General features: G+C 42.8%; 12 protein-coding genes. 5 read left to right on the top strand and 7 right to left on the bottom strand.

The features are described 5' to 3' along the window. Positions 1–47: 47 nt before the first annotated feature. From BB427_RS14000 to BB427_RS13990, 3 genes are all read left to right on the top strand, one after another. The gene (locus BB427_RS14000) at positions 48–1952 is read left to right on the top strand and encodes a S9 family peptidase (protein ID WP_069021315.1); all 1905 of its coding nucleotides are present in this window, start codon (positions 48–50) and stop codon (positions 1950–1952) included. Positions 1953–2353: 401 nt separating this feature from the next. Then, complete coding sequence (locus tag BB427_RS13995; protein WP_069021314.1) at positions 2354–2755, top strand: hypothetical protein; 402 nt, start codon at positions 2354–2356, stop codon at positions 2753–2755. Positions 2756–2958: 203 nt separating this feature from the next. Further along, on the top strand, positions 2959–4068 hold the full coding sequence (locus BB427_RS13990; protein WP_039496480.1) for an alpha/beta hydrolase-fold protein: 1110 nt from the start codon (positions 2959–2961) through the stop codon (positions 4066–4068). A gap of 51 nt (positions 4069–4119) precedes the next feature. Here the strand turns inward: BB427_RS13990 and BB427_RS13985 are convergent, their stop codons facing one another. From BB427_RS13985 to BB427_RS13960, 6 genes are all read right to left on the bottom strand, one after another. Further along, on the bottom strand, positions 4120–6066 hold the full coding sequence (locus tag BB427_RS13985) for a winged helix-turn-helix domain-containing protein (protein ID WP_069021312.1): 1947 nt from the start codon (positions 6064–6066) through the stop codon (positions 4120–4122). A 111-nt stretch (positions 6067–6177) separates the two neighbouring features. Beyond that, on the bottom strand, positions 6178–7053 hold the full coding sequence (locus BB427_RS13980; RefSeq protein WP_069021311.1) for an HvfC/BufC N-terminal domain-containing protein: 876 nt from the start codon (positions 7051–7053) through the stop codon (positions 6178–6180). Next, positions 7053–8003: an MNIO family bufferin maturase gene (gene bufB, locus BB427_RS13975; protein ID WP_069021309.1), complete on the bottom strand. Its 951-nt coding sequence runs from the start codon at positions 8001–8003 to the stop codon at positions 7053–7055. Before bufB ends, BB427_RS13980 begins: the two co-directional genes overlap by 1 nt. Before the next feature lie 13 nt (positions 8004–8016). Further along, entirely contained in the window at positions 8017–10329 is a 2313-nt protein-coding gene (locus BB427_RS13970; protein WP_069021308.1) for a ferritin-like domain-containing protein, read from the bottom strand. Positions 10330–10627: 298 nt separating this feature from the next. Further along, positions 10628–13879 (bottom strand): S41 family peptidase, encoded by a 3252-nt coding sequence (locus BB427_RS13965; protein ID WP_175401287.1) that lies wholly within the window; start codon positions 13877–13879, stop codon positions 10628–10630. A 144-nt stretch (positions 13880–14023) separates the two neighbouring features. Further along, on the bottom strand, positions 14024–14821 hold the full coding sequence (locus BB427_RS13960; protein ID WP_069021304.1) for a putative porin: 798 nt from the start codon (positions 14819–14821) through the stop codon (positions 14024–14026). A 170-nt stretch (positions 14822–14991) separates the two neighbouring features. On the opposite strand from BB427_RS13960, the gene BB427_RS13955 reads away from it, so the two are divergent. Beyond that, positions 14992–15378, top strand: a complete 387-nt coding sequence (locus BB427_RS13955) for an STAS/SEC14 domain-containing protein (protein ID WP_069021302.1) — start codon at positions 14992–14994, stop codon at positions 15376–15378. 142 nt (positions 15379–15520) lie between these two features. Next, complete coding sequence (locus BB427_RS13950) at positions 15521–16213, top strand: SDR family oxidoreductase (RefSeq protein WP_069021301.1); 693 nt, start codon at positions 15521–15523, stop codon at positions 16211–16213. 135 nt (positions 16214–16348) lie between these two features. On the opposite strand, the gene BB427_RS24505 is transcribed toward BB427_RS13950, so the two are convergent. After that, positions 16349–16898, bottom strand: a 550-nt coding sequence (locus BB427_RS24505) for a hypothetical protein (RefSeq protein WP_175401286.1), incomplete at its 5' end; no start/stop codon positions are given.

The following is a 16898-nucleotide window of genomic DNA, read 5'->3' as shown; positions in this document are numbered from 1 at the left end:
CGCTTTATGTAGTCTAGGCGGGATTTGATTATTGGAGGCATTTCGCGATGTTGCGAATTCTTTTATGTGCTAGCTTAGGATTAGCACCAAGTTTTGGGTTAGTTGCCAAAGAGGTAATGACCCCTGACAAGCTTTGGCAAGTAAAGCGCGTGAGTGCGCTTGGATTATCTAAAGACAACACCCATGTGATTTATCGAGTTACAACGCCAAACGTTGAAAACAATGACTTTGATAGCAAAGTTTATCAAGTGCCGTTAAAGGGTGGGGTGTCCCAGCTTTTAAGCGCGTATCAAGGGATATTGTCAGACGACAACATTTCGCCAGATGGCAGCAAAAAACTATTTCATGACACTGTAAATGTTGAAGCTGTGTTAGCCACGGATAGACATAAAGCGCTTACGCAAGCAGATGCTTATGTGTTTGATGATTTAAACTACCGCCATTGGGATACTTGGAAAGACGGCAGTGTTAAACATGTGTTCTATCAGGATCTAATCACAGAAGAAAAAGTCGACATTATGAAAGGGATGCCTTTTGATAGTCCGACGTCACCATTTGGTGGTTCAAGCGATTATGTTTGGGGTCCAAAAGGTGAAAATATCTACTACGTCAGTAAAAAGCTGACTGGCGCAGAATATGCGAGCAGTACCAACACAGATATTTACCGTTATAACTTAGCCAGCAAGAAAACCACCAATCTAACCGAGCAAAACTTGGGTTATGATAAAAGCCCAGAGTTCTCGTCGACTGGGCAATTGGCTTTCTTACGTATGGATGAAGCGGGTAACGAGGCGGATAAAAATGACATTATCGTTAAGTTGGGTAACAGAGAAATCAATCTAACTGCGCATTGGGACGGTACGGTAAGCAGTTTTGAGTGGAGTCATGATGGTAAGCATATTTATTTTATTGCACCTGTTGACGGCACAATCCAGCTATTTCAAGTAGCGGTGAACACCAAAACCAAAGCTAATCCAAAAATTCAGCAGCTAACTAAGGGCATGTTTGATGTAAATAGCATTGTTGCTGTCTTAGACGATCAGTTGGTGGTTACTCGCAATAGCATGAATCAAGCAAAAGAGATTTTCCGCTTTGATCTGAATAGCAAAAAGCTTGTTGCGCTGACAAATGTGAACGAGGCGTTTTATGCTGATTTGGATTTACCGAACGTTGAAAAGCGAATGGTGAAGACAAAAGACGGCGAAGACATGCTAACTTGGGTTATCTACCCACCTAATTTTGATAAGCGTAAGCAATATCCAACACTGTTATACCTTCAAGGTGGTCCACAGTCGCCGTTATCACAGTTTTATTCCTTCCGCTGGAACTTCCAAGTGATGGCATCACAAGGCTACATTGTGGTTGCGCCAAACCGTCGTGGTATGCCTGGACACGGTGTGAAATGGAACAAAGATATCAGCCAAGATTGGGGTGGTAAGGTAATGCAAGATTACCTTGACGCTATCGACGATGTTGCGAAAGAGTCATACGTTGACAACAAACGTATCGCGGCAGTTGGTGCGAGCTTTGGTGGTTATTCTGCGTTTTACTTAGCTGGCAATCATGATGGCCGCTTCAAAACCTTTATCGCGCACTGTGGCATTTTTGATTTGCGCAGTATGTACGGCACAACCGAAGAAATGTTCTTTGTGAACAACGAATTGGGTGGCGCGTACTGGGAGCAAAACAATGCGGCCATCAACAAAGCATACAATCAGTTTAACCCAATTAGCTATGTGGATAAGTGGGATGCGCCTATGTTCGTGATCCATGGTGGTAAAGACTACCGTGTACCGCTGAGCCAAGGGATGCAAGCTTTCCAAGCCGCTAAACTACGTGGCTTGAAAAGCCGTTTTCTTTATTTCCCTGAAGAAAATCACTGGGTACTGACACCGCAAAACGGAATAGTCTGGCAGCGTGAATTCTTCAAGTGGTTAGAAGAAACTCTATAATTGATACCACTACTGTCAACAATGTAGTTAACCTGAGCTTCGGATAATTAATGCCTTTCTAGCAGCCAGTTTTAGCGCTAACTGCGTTGAATTCACTGCCAATAGCCAGCTATTGGTGCGTAAATTCGCCTTGCCTACAGGATGTAGGTACCTTAGCGAGAGCAGGACGCGGAAGCGGTGTTATCCCTAAAACTATCTGGCTAGATAAGGGTATAATCTAATATGGTATTAAAAACAATGAGTTAGCTCATTCTTTATCCAAGCCTCAGGTTAGTTAAGAAAATGCCAGATTGCACAGCGTGTAGTCTGGCATTTTTGTTTTGCAGTTTAACCTTGGTGCTGTGCTAGTATTGTCGTGCCCAAAAATTGAATTAGTCAACGGAAAATAGAAGGAAAATTAAATGATTAAAAGGATAATAAGTAGTTTTTGGTTACTTATGTTGGCTGTGAATACGCAGGCAGCTGAAGAAGCGTTAACGATTGATAGTGTAGTGCCTAACAATATGGAACTGGCTTTTCCGAATGATGCCAATATTTACCCAGATATCAGTGACTTCAAGGTACTTAACGCGGTACTAATGAGTAACGAAAACGGTGAACGCTGGGCAATGATCACGATTAAAAATCAATCGAGCGGGCGTCGGACATTAACACAAAAACACCTGCTGGCACTAACAGCAAACGGGCAAAGGATCGCGCCGATGAAGCTTTCTGAAAGTTTTGCTGGCGGTGAAACGCTTTCACTCACACTGGCTTTCGGGGAAAATAAGTTTCCGTTGCTTAACGTGTATACGCGAAATTAATAAGCCTTCGTAGCATCGCTTTTTACAACCATAGTCACTGTGCTAAACGTTGCGACTTAGGTAACCATTTTTGTTAGCACCTGATATTTAGCCTCTGACAAACTCCCATTGAGCCACATCAGCAATTCATCAATTAAAAATAAGCAATGCATCAAGTTTTAAAAGTTTTTATTTCATAAGCTTAGCCAAAAATGGAGAAAAGCATGAAAATACTTTTAAAAAGTTTGATGTGGTTAAATTGCGCGTTGTTTGCGTTAGTTACTCACGCTCAGATAGCCTCAAAATTACAGCATATCACTGTGAGTTCAAAGTTAGTGGGAGGGCCTGTTGATGTACAAATATATTTGCCTTTTGATTTTGATGTTAACCGAAAAGAGCCATACTCGACGCTTTATACAACTGCGGGAGAGAGTCGTTTTGATGTACTGAAAGCTGAAGTGGACTGGTTGAGTCACACTAGTTTTTCACCTATCCCGCAACTTGTGATTGTGCGAGTGCCCAAATTGAATTTTGCTGGGGCTGACAAGTTATCTGACCAAGCGTATTTTGCCTTGCTAGCTCGCGTGTTAGCAAGTGAAGTTGAACCAACATTGATACGGCAATTTAATCTTTCGCCGTTTAAAGTCATTGAAGGGTACTCAAGCAGGGCGGCGATTGCTTTGAATTTATTAGGAAAGATGCCCGGGTATTTCCAAGGCGCGATATTGTCTGCGCCAGTTTGGAGTCAACTTCCCAAGCAACTAAAAGAAGATATTAGTGACAACATCGCCAAGGGCGAACTTACCAATAACCTATATATCAGTCTTGGCAGCTTTGACGAAAATAGGCCGTTTTTTGCTGCGCTCGCCGTTTCAAAACGACACCAACATTTGATGTTGGAAGACTTAAGTCAACATCATTATCATGTAGGCGCACAGCTAGCGCTAAGACATGGATTACAACATATTCTTGGCGCAATAAAGCTTCAAGATTATGCTCAATTTGACAAGTCAGGCCTGAATGGGTTGCGAGAATATCACCAAAAACTAGAACAGCGCTATGGGTACTCGATTGATATTAAGGCCAATCAGCTTGCTCTAGGGCAATATTTATTCGCGCAAGGCAATACAATACTTGGAAAAAACGCGTTCGATGAGCTACTTACGACTATGCCTAACTCTGTTATTTACAATTTACGTTATGGGCAGACTCTTTTGAATGCGGGCGATACAACACAAGCAACACTTCAGCTAAAGCGTGCCTTGCTGCTAGCAACAGAGCAAAAAAATGAAGAAGCCAAACAGTATATTGAACAAGTATTGTCTCGGCTTTAGCATTATTAAGAGTGATATAAAGGTGGCGCACATGTGTGAGCCACCTTTATATTAGTGGTTTTCTGGTTCTGTTATTTTTACTTTAACTTGGTTTGCGCTAAGTGTTTTTGGTGAGTCAGCTAAAACCTTAAAAGGATGTAGTTGAACATCTGTGATCAAGCGAGTCTGCTCGTCAGATTTGCCCAATATGTCCAAAACTTGCGTGTTGACGTTATAGCGCCAGATAGTCGCCTGTTTGTCGGGAATAATCAGCTCATTCCCACGTAGGTAAAAACGCCAATGCAAGGTAATTTTGTCTGTTATTAGCTGTGGTTTGAGCGAATTGTTGACGAGTACTTTTAAGTTTGGCTCATCTGGTGTGGCTATATAGACAGTACCGTTTTTCTGTATTTGTGCCCAGTGAACCTGCCCCTGATAAAGTGGCTGTTTATGGTTGGTTACAGGGTCGAAAAGTACTAGCTGTTTATTGCCAAGATCATTGATGAGAAGGTAGTTACTTCCTTTTATTTCAATTGATTGCATTATAATTTGCTTTTCAAATAAAGCAGGGAAAACTTCAATGCCAGTGACTAAATTGATTTTTAGTAAGCTTTGTTTTGACGCTGCCCACAATTGTTTACCATCTTTTGTCCAGATAAAAGACGAGATATGTCCGTTATGGGTGAGTGGGATCTCTTGCTGCTCTTGCTTTAACCAAACTTCACTGGTACCTGTACGATTAGAGAGAAATGCAATGGCATTTCCACTTGGTTGGAATTGCCCTGATAGCTCGTCGTAGTGGCTGATTGTAAGTCGGCTTGTAGAGTGGTTGTCTTGAATATTAATCTGCTTTTGTTCTCGGACTTGTGTCGCTAAATAGTTGTTATCTTTAAGATATTCAGTGATGTAAAACGATTCTGAGCCGATTGCAGGAATGGTTTGTACAAGCTGGAGGTTTTGGAAAATGTAGAGCGCAGATGCGGTTGAAAGTATATGTGTTGTATCTGGCCCATCTACTAGCATTAGCGAACGATCCAATTCTACACCAGACAATTTTTCTTGTTGAAGAAGAGAAAGCTCGTTTTCTCTGCTAATTATATAACTAGAGAGATAAGCCTCTTTATCTGGATCTTGGGTGAGTAAAGTAAGTTGACCCTCATTAAATGAGGACGCTAAAATTGTCGCAGTTATAGGTAAAGAAGTAAATGTGACTGAATCTGAGTGCGGAGTAAAAAGGGCATACCCGTTATTGGCGATAAGTAACACTTGATGACCAACCCAGTAGGCTTGCTGTACTTCGCTATTCAAGCAAGGAGAGATCACTTTTCTGGCTGCAAACCTTGGTAACACGACGATAGCTTGATGACACTTAGCTTGTGATTTTGTTTTGCGTGTTTCAATGAGTACTGCTTTTTTACCATCTTTGTTAAGCTGAGGTTTGCCAACAAAATCCAATGCACGGGTAACTAACTTAGTTGTTTGGAAATCCAAATCCTTTACTTTTAGTTCCGCTGCTTGCGGCGTTCTGGCCACATATAACAACCTTCTACCTGAGGTGAGTGTCGCAGTGCTTTCCAACTCCAATCCGTAGCTTACAGGTGTAACCTCTGAAAGTTGGAAATTAGCTTTTGGCATAGTTGAATAGATAAACAACATACCGAAGAGGGTGATGAAAGCTGCGAAATAGAGAATATAGGCTCTCAGCTTTTGGCTTAAATTAGTATGCTGATCCCCAACTTGTAAACGATAGCCCTTTTTATGAAAAGTCTGGATAATACGTTTATCACTATCCCCAAGTAGTTTTCTAAGCTGAGCGATACATCGTTGAAGTGCATTTGGGGCGACGACGGTATTTTGCCATACAGAATTAAGTAGGTGCTCTTGCGTAACAAGCGTTCCGCGATGCTGATACAGTATTTCAAATACCGCCAGCACCTTTGCCTCTAATTTGATTGTCTCATCAAGGTAGATAAGTTCACCCGTGGCTAAGTCTAGCTTACGGTTATTGATTGTTATCATTATTACTTGGGAACAGCAGTCGATACAGCTAGTCTATCTTGTATTGCCTATAAAAATAACCCATCAAGAGTTATTTAACTTTAACAACCGAACCTTTATTAGAAAATTGGATCAGCAGGGTGCTGGTTCATTTTGAATTATAAACAGCCCCCTATTAATCGCGCTTGGCAGCCAAACTGCTAACTGCGCTCTCAATACTTGAGTCTCCATATTCATGCGCTTAGCACAGTAGGTTATTGCTTCTTGATAGCGCAGCGGTTTTTCTCTCAAGTGCAGTAATAAATCCGCTTGCCAGTCATTTAATACATTCATTTTGATGCGATATTGTTGGCGCGATATTGCAATATGCGTTTGCTCAGGTGTTGGCAAGGTGTACGGTTTTGCTTGCTCAAGCTGGGTAATAAGAGGAAGCAAAGGGTAATCGGTTTGAATGAGTTGTACGGATTCTGGCACCGACATGACAAAGTCTTCGGCAATGCCGCAAAGGAGTTCAATCTCGTTTATTAGCGCTGTTGATTGCTCGGTTTCCGGTCCAGGTTTTAACAGTGCAAGCGCTTTGGCTCTTTCAAACTTAGCCAGCTCTGAAGGCAGGCTAAACATAGCTTGCTGGTGGGCATTAAAATCACCGGTAGGTTTAGTGTGTGCTAAAAAATCAGCGAAGCGTGAGCCTAGTTGATGTAGTGTCCAAGACTCTGAGGGTAAGGTGACAATAAAGGCTTTGGCGAAGGTGTCGAATACTTCATCGCCCATAAACTGGCAAAGTAGAGCAAACTCTCCCCGAAGACATTCTACTAAACGCATCACATAGCCCGCAGCATAGATGTCTACTCTTCTCATGGCTCCCAGTGTTTTGCTACTTTTTACACAGTCATGCAGCGTTAAACCATGCGGATTTGCAGCGGTATTGAGCTTTTGTGGTAGGTCGCCTCGTACCATTAAAACGGTGCTAAGCCACTGCTGAGTTTGCGTTAAGTCTGGCGTTTTCATTATGTTAATTCTGCTCGCTCTTTGACGATTGGAGTTGACAGCGCGTTGGTGTTAGTAACTGTATCTTGCTTTGGAATATGCCCTGTCAGTACCAGTTTTGCTTTGCTTAACTCATCAACGAGTTCTGGAAAACTGGGAATATTGGCATCCCATTCTAGTAGGGTAGACACGCCACCCGTTAAGTGCTGCGCCAGTTGGTAAAGCTGCCAAACCTTGGCGGGCACTGGCTGGTCATGAGTGTCTATCAAACAATCACCGCAGTCACTAGGACCGGCAAGATGGATTTGAACGATGTGTTTATGGGGGAGTTGACGAATAAACGCTTCGGCGTCAAAACCATGATTAAAGCTACTAACAAAAACATTGTTTACATCCAACAGCATACCGCAGCCTGTTGCGGTGACTAACTCACTAAAGAACTCGCTTTCAGTGAGGGTTGAATGTTGAAATTCAAGGTATGTTGATGGGTTCTCAAGCACCAAAGGTCGCTCTAAAAAATCCTGTACTTGATCAACACGGTTGATAACGTGTTGTAGGCTTTCGTCAGTTAATGGCATAGGGAGGAGATCGTGACTATTCAAACCAGCAATACCTGTCCAACACAAATGATCGGAAATAAGCTGTGGCTGAACAAACTCGCTTAGCGCTTTGAGTTTGCCTAAGTATTCAAAGTTAAGCGGGTCGCTGCTACCAATATTCATTGACACACCATGCATTACTAGCGGGTATTGTTCCTTTAACTGAGCGAGCACATGCCGACCATAGCCGTGATTATCTATATAGTTTTCACTGATGATTTCAAACCAGTCGACGCCAAGTGAAGTACCGCGCTCTAAATGGGACATAATAAAGGGATAGTGCTGGCTTCTCAGGCCAACACCAAACCCTAAGTCGGTTAGCTTTTCGATAGCGGACGCAGCAAACTGCTGCGTCCGAATTGGATTTGTCATACTATCTTTCCTATCAAGTTGATGGAGGAAGAGCTAGACGAATATCTGAAGGTTTTGGCTTCTCTTTAGGTTCGCCATCTTCGTTCAATAAACCATTGGCATTGCAGTATGCTTGCCAAGCAATATTGTATACGGCATCCCCTTGTTTATAAGGCATTAGCACATGATCTGCAGATTGATCGGTTGGGGCTTGTTGGCCTTTCGGATAAGTGTAATCAATAGCAGAGAAGCTGTTATCTTTTAGGTTAAATTTAAATAACTGCATATCGTATTCTTCATCGGAAAGTTTTGGGAAGAGTTGAGAGGCTGAAATAGGCACTGCACACCCACCCAAGTTATTACACTTATTATCAGCAGGGGCACTTTTTGGCCCTGTTGATACGCTACCACCACAGCTACCGCCAGGCGTTGTGCTATGAACAAAACCACAGCCACCTTGTGCTTTACAGTCGTTACTTCCCTTACAACTGTGATAGACCTCAGGAGGTGGTAAGTCATCCGAACCTATGTTGGTATAGCTCATTCCTTGGCAGGCGTGGTAAAGGGTGTTCGGATTTTGTGGGGCGATACCCGTTACTAAATCCGGCGCAATTCCTGTGGTTGCCCAGCAAATCGAAACCCTATCGCCTGAGCCACCCATTGCAGGGCCCGGAAATTCACTGGTTTTACCCGACCAATAACGATCAAGTGCTGTAGTTAGGCCTTTAATTGTGCCTACCGCAGATTGACTAAATAGTTTGTTTGTTTCCTGCGTTTTTTTGTCTGTTTGCCTAAGATTATTGAGTGCGTGCACTACGCTATCCACTGGTGGAAGTTGTGGGTTACTTACGTGTGCTTCATCACCTCCGTTGGGATCCAATAATGCTTTTGTCCAACTATTACCCTCAGCAAACCAAGTTGGCCAAGTCAGGTAACGTTCTTTATGAGCCGTTGTTGGTTTTTCATAACTAACAATGAGCTTCATAGTATCGGTGAAAATTTGAAAGTGGTCTTTATATTTGTTGGTTATTCGGGCACAGGCTGAACCGGACAATGGCTTGCCATCGGTGCTCTTATAGTCGTGCTCTAAAGCTTGTTCATTTGGTTGAAAACGTGCATCTACAGTGCTCGGGTGAGCTGGATTAACCGCACTTTGTAATTTACCCAAAACATTCTGGGCCCAAGATTCTTCTGCCCAGCGTAAACATATCATTTTTGCAACGCCGTCACCTTCACCTTGATCTGTGATTGCATTCACATTATTCATGAGTGCTTCTTTTAACAAATTATGTTCATTACTTGTGTCAAGAGAGCCCTTTATTTCAGGAAATTGGGCTTGATATGAAGCATCATCGGGACGTTCATTAAAGTAGTTTCTCTGTGCTCTAGCGTCGTTTGCTTCAGCCTTTGAGAGCGCATAGTCGAGTAGAGTTGTGTTATCATCATACTCAATTTGAATATAGTCCCAATAACTCAAGTACATGTGTCCAATTGAGCCGAATAGTGGCAAATCACTTTCGGTGTAATCCGGTTTCCACCAGTTGTATGGGGCTTGTTCAAAATATTTCGGCTGTTTTGTTTTTGCGTCTGGCTCTAAAAACTGCGGCTGAATAATTTTTTTAGCGTTTTCTTCAGTCTCTTCTATCAGCATAAAGAGTAAGGTCTGTTCTTTATTCAACTCTGTTGCGTTAACGCGCAGGTCTTGTAATGTTTTACCAGGAAAAATTTGTTCGAAATAAGCCTGAACTTCTGGGCTTAGCTTAGATAAGTCTGTAGTACAGTCTGCAAAGTCCAAAATATGTGGAATACCGCTTTGATTGTTGTAGCACTTCCAACCGAATTTTTCGTCAATTAACGCCTGACTGGTAAAGCTCGGTGTGAGCCCTAATTTACTCGCCATATTAGAAGCGAGTTGCAGATGCAGCATCTCTTCAATAAATACACTATAAACACCATTAAACACCTGTTCATTGACATTAAGTTCAGAGTCACTAAAACCAATAAACCTGTCTTTTAAGTCGTAGTCGTAAGGAGACAATCGTTCTGAAGGAATGTATCCTGCAGTCGGACCAAGCCCAGGCCAGTAACGGCCGGGATAGAGGTTTGATGAGTCTGCAATCTGGTGTGTGCCCTGAATCGAGTAGAGGCCGGTCATATAAAGTGGGATTGTGAATAGCTCCACGTTAATCGCAGCTTGTGCAATTGCTTTCAGGCAAGATAAATCAGCAGCTTTATACTCGCTGCTGCGCGCTTTAATTTGTTGTTTTTGTGCACTGCTTAAGAGGATGTTGGCGTCAATTTCTTTATCTACTTCTACTGATGGACCTGTTTTGTTCTGCACATTCATGGTTTGCTCCTTTGTGACGGTGAACGTTGTGCAATACCACTGGCTTAAATAAAAAATACGTTAGGATATAGGATATTTATCCAAGACAACTCAAAATTTAAGCAAGTTGATGACGGTGAGCGATGAACACTCGTTATAAAAAGTAGTCGTAAAAAGAGATAAGATCGATTACGAGATATTACATGGCGGTAACTTTTTTATAACTTATTTAAGGGGCACAAAGCGAATAAGCTGAAAGGGATAAAAGAAGTGGTTTAAAGTCAGAGCCTTAAACCACTTTGAGGAGCTTGTGACGCGCTCAGAACTGAGATGGTGCAGGAGGCACTGTCAGTGTTTTCTTCGGGCTATCTTTTAACTCTTGCAGTAGCTCTTTCACTGCTCGTTCGACAGAAGGATCTTTACCTGCATGAACAAGTTCTGGTCTATCGATCACTTCGATATCAGGGCTGACGCCTTCGTTCTCTATAATCCAATTGCCTTCGTTATCTAGAATTCGGAAGGTTGCAGCGATAACCTGGCCTCCGTCAACAAGACTTGGATTGCCAGAGATCCCGATAAGACCACCCCAAGTGCGAGTACCAATCAGTTTGCCAAGGCCCGCCTGACGGAAGTAGTAAGGTAGAGCATCACCGCCCGAACTTGAATAACCATTGATAAGCATCGCCTTTGGACCATCGTGTGCAAACGAAGGTGTTTTTGTTGGTTCAACACCACGGCGTTTCCAATAGTTAAGTGGCTTACGAGCAAGCCAAGTGATCATGTGCTCAGGGATAAAGCCGCCACCGTTATAACGGTCGTCGATGATCAGCGCATCTTTGCTCGTTTGTGGCATAAAGTTCTTAAATAATGAACGGTTACCATCATAATGAGTATTTGGTAGGTGAACATAGCCAATCTTACCGTTTGATAATTTATCCACGTAGTCAGCACGTGATTGAACCCATGCCATGTAACGTAAGCCTTGTTCGCTGGCGACAGGTTTTACCGTGGTTTTCCAGCTATCATTAGCGCTTGGTGATTTACTCAATACCAACTCAACTTGCTCGCCTTGAGTGTTTTCAAGTAGCTCGTAAAAGTTAACCGCGTCTTTTACCGAGCGGCCATTTACCGAGATGATGTAATCTCCCGCATTGGCATTCACCCCAGTTTCATCGAGTGGTGAACGGTAGTCTTCATGCCAGTTCTCACCTTTGTAGATACGCTCAATTTTTACGTAGCCAGACTGATGAGCGCTTATTTCTGCGCCAAGTAAACCATGCTTTTTGCGCTCGGCTGAAGGGGCATCACCAGATTGTACGTAAATGTGACCTGCGTTGATTTCACCCGCAATTTCGCTAAGTACATAGTCTAAATCACTACGGTGTGCGACAGCGCTGGCAAGTGGTTGATACTTCTCCAAGATAGCATCCCAATTTTGACCATGGTGATGCTCGTCGTAGAACCAGTCGCGTAAGGTGCGCCAGCCTTCTACATACATTTGTTGCCACTCAACTTGCGGGTCGATTTTCAGTGTCATCTTAGATAAATCAAGCTGACTGGCTTTTAAATCTTGCTTTGGCTTTGGTGCAATTACACTGAAGTTGTTACCAGCGCGAGCGATCAGGTGCTTACCACCAGCGGCAACTTTATAGCTGCTTACGCCTTCGGCGACGGTTTCAAGCTTGCTATCTGGTTCCGTGCCGAGGAGCTTCAACGCACCGTCAGTTAAGGTTAGTACGCCCCCTTCAACACCTGTAAGCGCACCGTAGTTACCCGCTGGGGCTGAGAGTGATACAACCCGCGACATAAAGCCGTTGGCCTCAATGCGATTTGCTTGTTTTTCGCTGTCCTTTTTCGTTTCATCGTCTGATTGAATGCTTAACTCATCACTTTCAAACGCGTTTAATGGCTTGATATGACTATTCACCGCAACGCTATAAATGCGTGTGGCATTATTAAACATATAATCAAATTCATAGCTGCTAAAGGTGAGGTTATAGTCACGCTCAGAAGTGAAATAAATGTAGTTACCGTCAGGCGAGAAAGTAGGATTACGCTCACTGGTCATGTTGTCAGTCAGTCGAGTGACCTTTTTATCTTCGGTATTATAGTGCCAAAGCGAGGCATAACGGTTTTCATTGTTTTTAACAAAAACAATATCTTCACTGTTTGGTGACCAAGTATATTCGGTTAGACCATCTTCGTCGTATTTGGCGGTATCAATTTTATGCATATCACCAGATTTCGCATCGACCCACCATAGCGTGTGGTTTTTATCAGCAAAGAGCAGTTTGCTGTTATCAGCCGACCAAATTGGCGTAAAGCGCCAGATGGTACCGTTGTCGGTTAACTGGATGGTTTTGTTGTTATTTGCTCTATCTTTAAGATAGATCTCATATTCACCTGTTTTATCACTCATGTAGGCAATATAACGGCCATTTGGCGACCAGCTAGCTTCAATTTCACGACCTTCTGGTGTGTAAGAGAGGTTACGAGTTGGGCCCTGCTTTACTGGGACTGAGAATAACTCACCACGGGCAGTAAACAATGCACGCTTACCATCGTGTGATATATCCATAGAATCGATAAAGTCGCTAACGTTTTTACTATATGGCATGGCATATTGACGCACACCAGCAACATCGATTTTTAGCTTTTTAGTTGTCTTTGTCGCTTCGTCAAAGCGATATAAGTAACCGCCATTTTCGTAGACAATGGCATCTGGTCCGGCTGATGGCCACAGCACGTCAAAGTCTTTGTGGTCAGTCATTTTAACCGGTGACTTGCCATCTCGATATTTATAAAGGTTGAGCGTGTAGTCACGATCAGACACAAAGTAAATACTGTCATTCACCCAAGTTGGTTGCTGATCGGTTGCTTTATCAGTCGTGAGTTGTTTAGACGTATTGTTTTCAAGGTCGTAAATCCATACATCCTGTGCTCGACCACCACGAGAGCGCTTCCAGGTTCTAAACTCTCTGTCGATTGGTGTGTAAACATACTTGCTACCATCAGGGGAAAGCATACCTCCGCCAGTTTCTGGGATGGCCATCGGCTGCTCAAGTCCACCTTCTACTGGTACCATATAGGGGCGACCCATACGTTTGCCCCACGGTGTTCGATTTGCTCTAAAGACGATATGTTTGCCGTCAGGCGTCCAATCCATCACACGGTAATCGAACCCACCACGAGGTGGCATTTGCCCAACATCGTTGTAATAAGTGAGTTGCTTTAATCCTGAACCATCAGCATTGATCACATAGATTTGACGGCTGCCATTATACTCAGCGGCAAAAGCAATTTTGCTGCCATCTGGAGAGAACTTAGGGAAAGTCTCAAACCCAATATGGTCAGTCAGACGTTGGCTTTTACCTGTGTTGGTATTGGCAATATAAATGTCGCCAGCATATACAAAAGTGACTTTATCTTTGTGAATATCTGGAAAGCGGAGTAGCCGGGTATCTTCGGTCTGATACGCTGAAACAAAAGGCGCGGCTGCCGCAGCAATGGCGAGCACGAGTGTTTTTATCTTCATCATAATATAGGCATTTCCGTTATTATTTTGATACATAATAACGCTTGATAAGCGAAATGCACCCAATTTAGATGAGTAGCTTGTTTCAAAATGTGAAAAAACACCCCAACGCGGAGTGTGGTCGCGAAGAGGTGTTGAGTAGTTGGGGGAGGTACAGATGTACCTCAATCATGTGTTGATTTAGAACTGAGCAACAAAAGTTAGGTTGCTTGTTTCACCGCCGTCAGTGTCAACTACACTACCTTTAAGGTAGTAAGTGTCGTTGAAGAAGTATTTAGCTTCTACTGCTAAGTCTGAATCATATGAACCTAGACCAAGCGCAAAGTTGCGAGTGAAGTAGTAGTTTGCAAGCACGTTTGTTACGTTGTCGTCAAAGCCATCAGTATCAATACGGTTGTGCTCTAAGTCGATTGTGAAGTAGCTGTCACCACCTACGTGCATGAAGTAACGTGCACTTAGGTTTAGGTAATCAAATTCGTCTTCAGTTTCAACTGTGAAACCAATGTAATCTGTAGAATTTAGTTCGTGATTGTACTCAGCCTTGAACCAAGTAGTATCACCGTTTTCAAACTCTTCTTGGCGAATGCTTAGCTTTAGGTTGTCGTTGTAAAGGTAACCAAAACCGAAAGAGTAATGGTCGTCAGCTTCGCCAAGATCTGCGATGCCAGCAGTTACAAACCATTCTTTAGTGATAAAGCCTTCACCACTAGCTGAGAAAGCATTTGAATAATCATCGTTAAAGTAACTTACGCCTACATTGCTGTCCGTATCAAGGTAGCCAAAGTCATCCCATACGCCTACTGATTCTTGAGGTGCGAAGAAATAGCGAGAAGAAAGCATCAGTGCGCTGTTGTCAGAGCCATCATAATCTGTATAACTAGCGGTGTTGAACCACTCTTTTTGTACGTTACCAGTGTTAGCCTGAGCTGCTGCTGAAACAAGTAGTGAAACAGCTGCGATAGATAGTAGTTTTTTCATAGTCATCCCTTTAATTTCCATATATTGAGCTACATCGACTCAACGGCGCGCATGGTAGTATTAGAAATCTGAACGGAAGCTGACAATAATGAAAAAAGTTTGGATATTGGCAAAAAAGCTGAGACTTAATTATGCTTTTTATCTATGAGATAAACATAAAGGAAGAGAACATGACGAATTCATTCCATGGTATATCAATAGGCACTGAGCGCTTTGGAGATGATATTTATCTCACACTTAAGCCTACAGGTAAACTCACTCATGAAGATTATGTTGTTATTACACCAATAATCGAGAGTGCACTGAAAGCAGTAACAACGCCTAAAATCTATGCATTTCTTGATGCGACTGATTTTGAAGCCTGGGAGCCAAGGGCCATGTGGGATGACTTCCGACTCGCCTTTGAGCATAGCACTGAATTTGCCAAAGTAGCAATATATGGCGGCAAAAACTGGCATCGACTTGCTGCAACAATAGGTAACTGGTTTGTTACTGGTAAAGTGAAGTATTTTGATGATAAAGGAGATGCATTGAATTGGCTTAATGAACGAGATTGATTAAAGTTGAATTAAATTCATGATTTGTGCGCTGTGGCTTGAGATGCTAGTCACGTGTGCAAAAAGTGGATTATTCAACCTATCATCAGTATAGTGAATTAACACCATTGGCTTTTGTCATAACGGCTTAGGAGCTTCAACTGTGAAAAAAATACTGATCACTGGTGCAAACCGCGGTATTGGACTTGCGTTAACTAAAACCTATCTGCAGGCTGGTTGGCACGTGTTAGCAACGTGTCGAGACCCGCTTATTGCTTCAGAACTAAATTCTCTTGCGCCAACTTTTCCTGAGCTCCAAGTATTTGCCCTAGATGTGACCAATTACGACCAGATGGAAGAATTAAGCGAGAAGCTGGCCCCTGTTGCCATCGATATTGTTATCAACAATGCGGGCATTTATGGGCCGAAAGATTATGCGTTTGGTGAAACCGATATAGAAGCGTGGCGAGAAGTGATGGAGGTTAATGTATTTTCCACCATGCGACTCGCAGAGCTATTTTACACCCATCTTTGCAACGGCAATGAAAAGATTTTTGCGGCCATTTCTTCTAAGGTAGGTAGTCACACCATGAATACTAAAGGCGGTGGCTATATCTATCGCAGCTCTAAGGCTGCACTAAATTCAGTGGTAAAAAGCCTATCAAATGATTTACTGGGTGAAGGGATCCGCACCGTTGCTATTCACCCAGGCTGGGTCCAAACGGAAATGGGTGGCCCTAACGCGTTAATTACCCCAGACGAGTCTGCAAATGGGATCTATTCCGTGTTATCTCATTTTGTGGATGCACAAAGTGGAGGTTTTTATGATTACAGCGGTGATGCTATTCCTTGGTAATAAACTGACAACTAATCTGTGCTTACACGAAAAGTGGACGCTGTCAGTCAAGAAAGTATTATTCAAAAGTATAAACTGTATACCCTATTCACCCCGCACAGGCCTTTGTGCGGGGTGAATAGGGGCTGTATATGATTATTTCTTTCTGATATGTAATTTTATCGTTGACGAACTCGCACTTAAATCAAACCTTGCCGCAACATGGGTGCTATTTATGCCGTCGTTGTCCGTAAAATACGTTCGTAGTTTTGCATTGCGCATATCAATCATATCGATATAAACATGATCTGCAGGGCTATACCGTACAAAGCTGCTGCTATTTTTTTCATGGTTTTGAGTAAGAATGTCATCATTCCCTGTTTTGCCATTTAGCGATATTAAGCTAATTTCCTTGCCTGCATATTTAAAATGTGCAGTGCTAGATTGTGTGTTTAAATCGAATTTAACGGTATCGCCATGTTTGAGCTCAACATTGGTTTTAGAACCATCTTTAAAGTCGATTTCAATAGGCAAGGTAAAGCCGTACTCATTATAAAGTACGAAATTGTTAATGTTGTAGCGGTTAAATGTTTCCCAACTTCCAGCGGTATCACCACTGCCGTCATCCATACGGGCAGAGCGCACCGTGATACGGTCGCTAAAATAATACGGCCCTTGTTCCGTCTTGCCCAGGGTGGGATTCCAC

The sequence above is a fragment of the Pseudoalteromonas sp. BMB genome (assembly GCF_001709235.1).
Classification (GTDB): Bacteria; Pseudomonadota; Gammaproteobacteria; order Enterobacterales; family Alteromonadaceae; genus Pseudoalteromonas; species Pseudoalteromonas maricaloris.
This window is presented reverse-complemented; position numbering and strand designations above follow the sequence as displayed.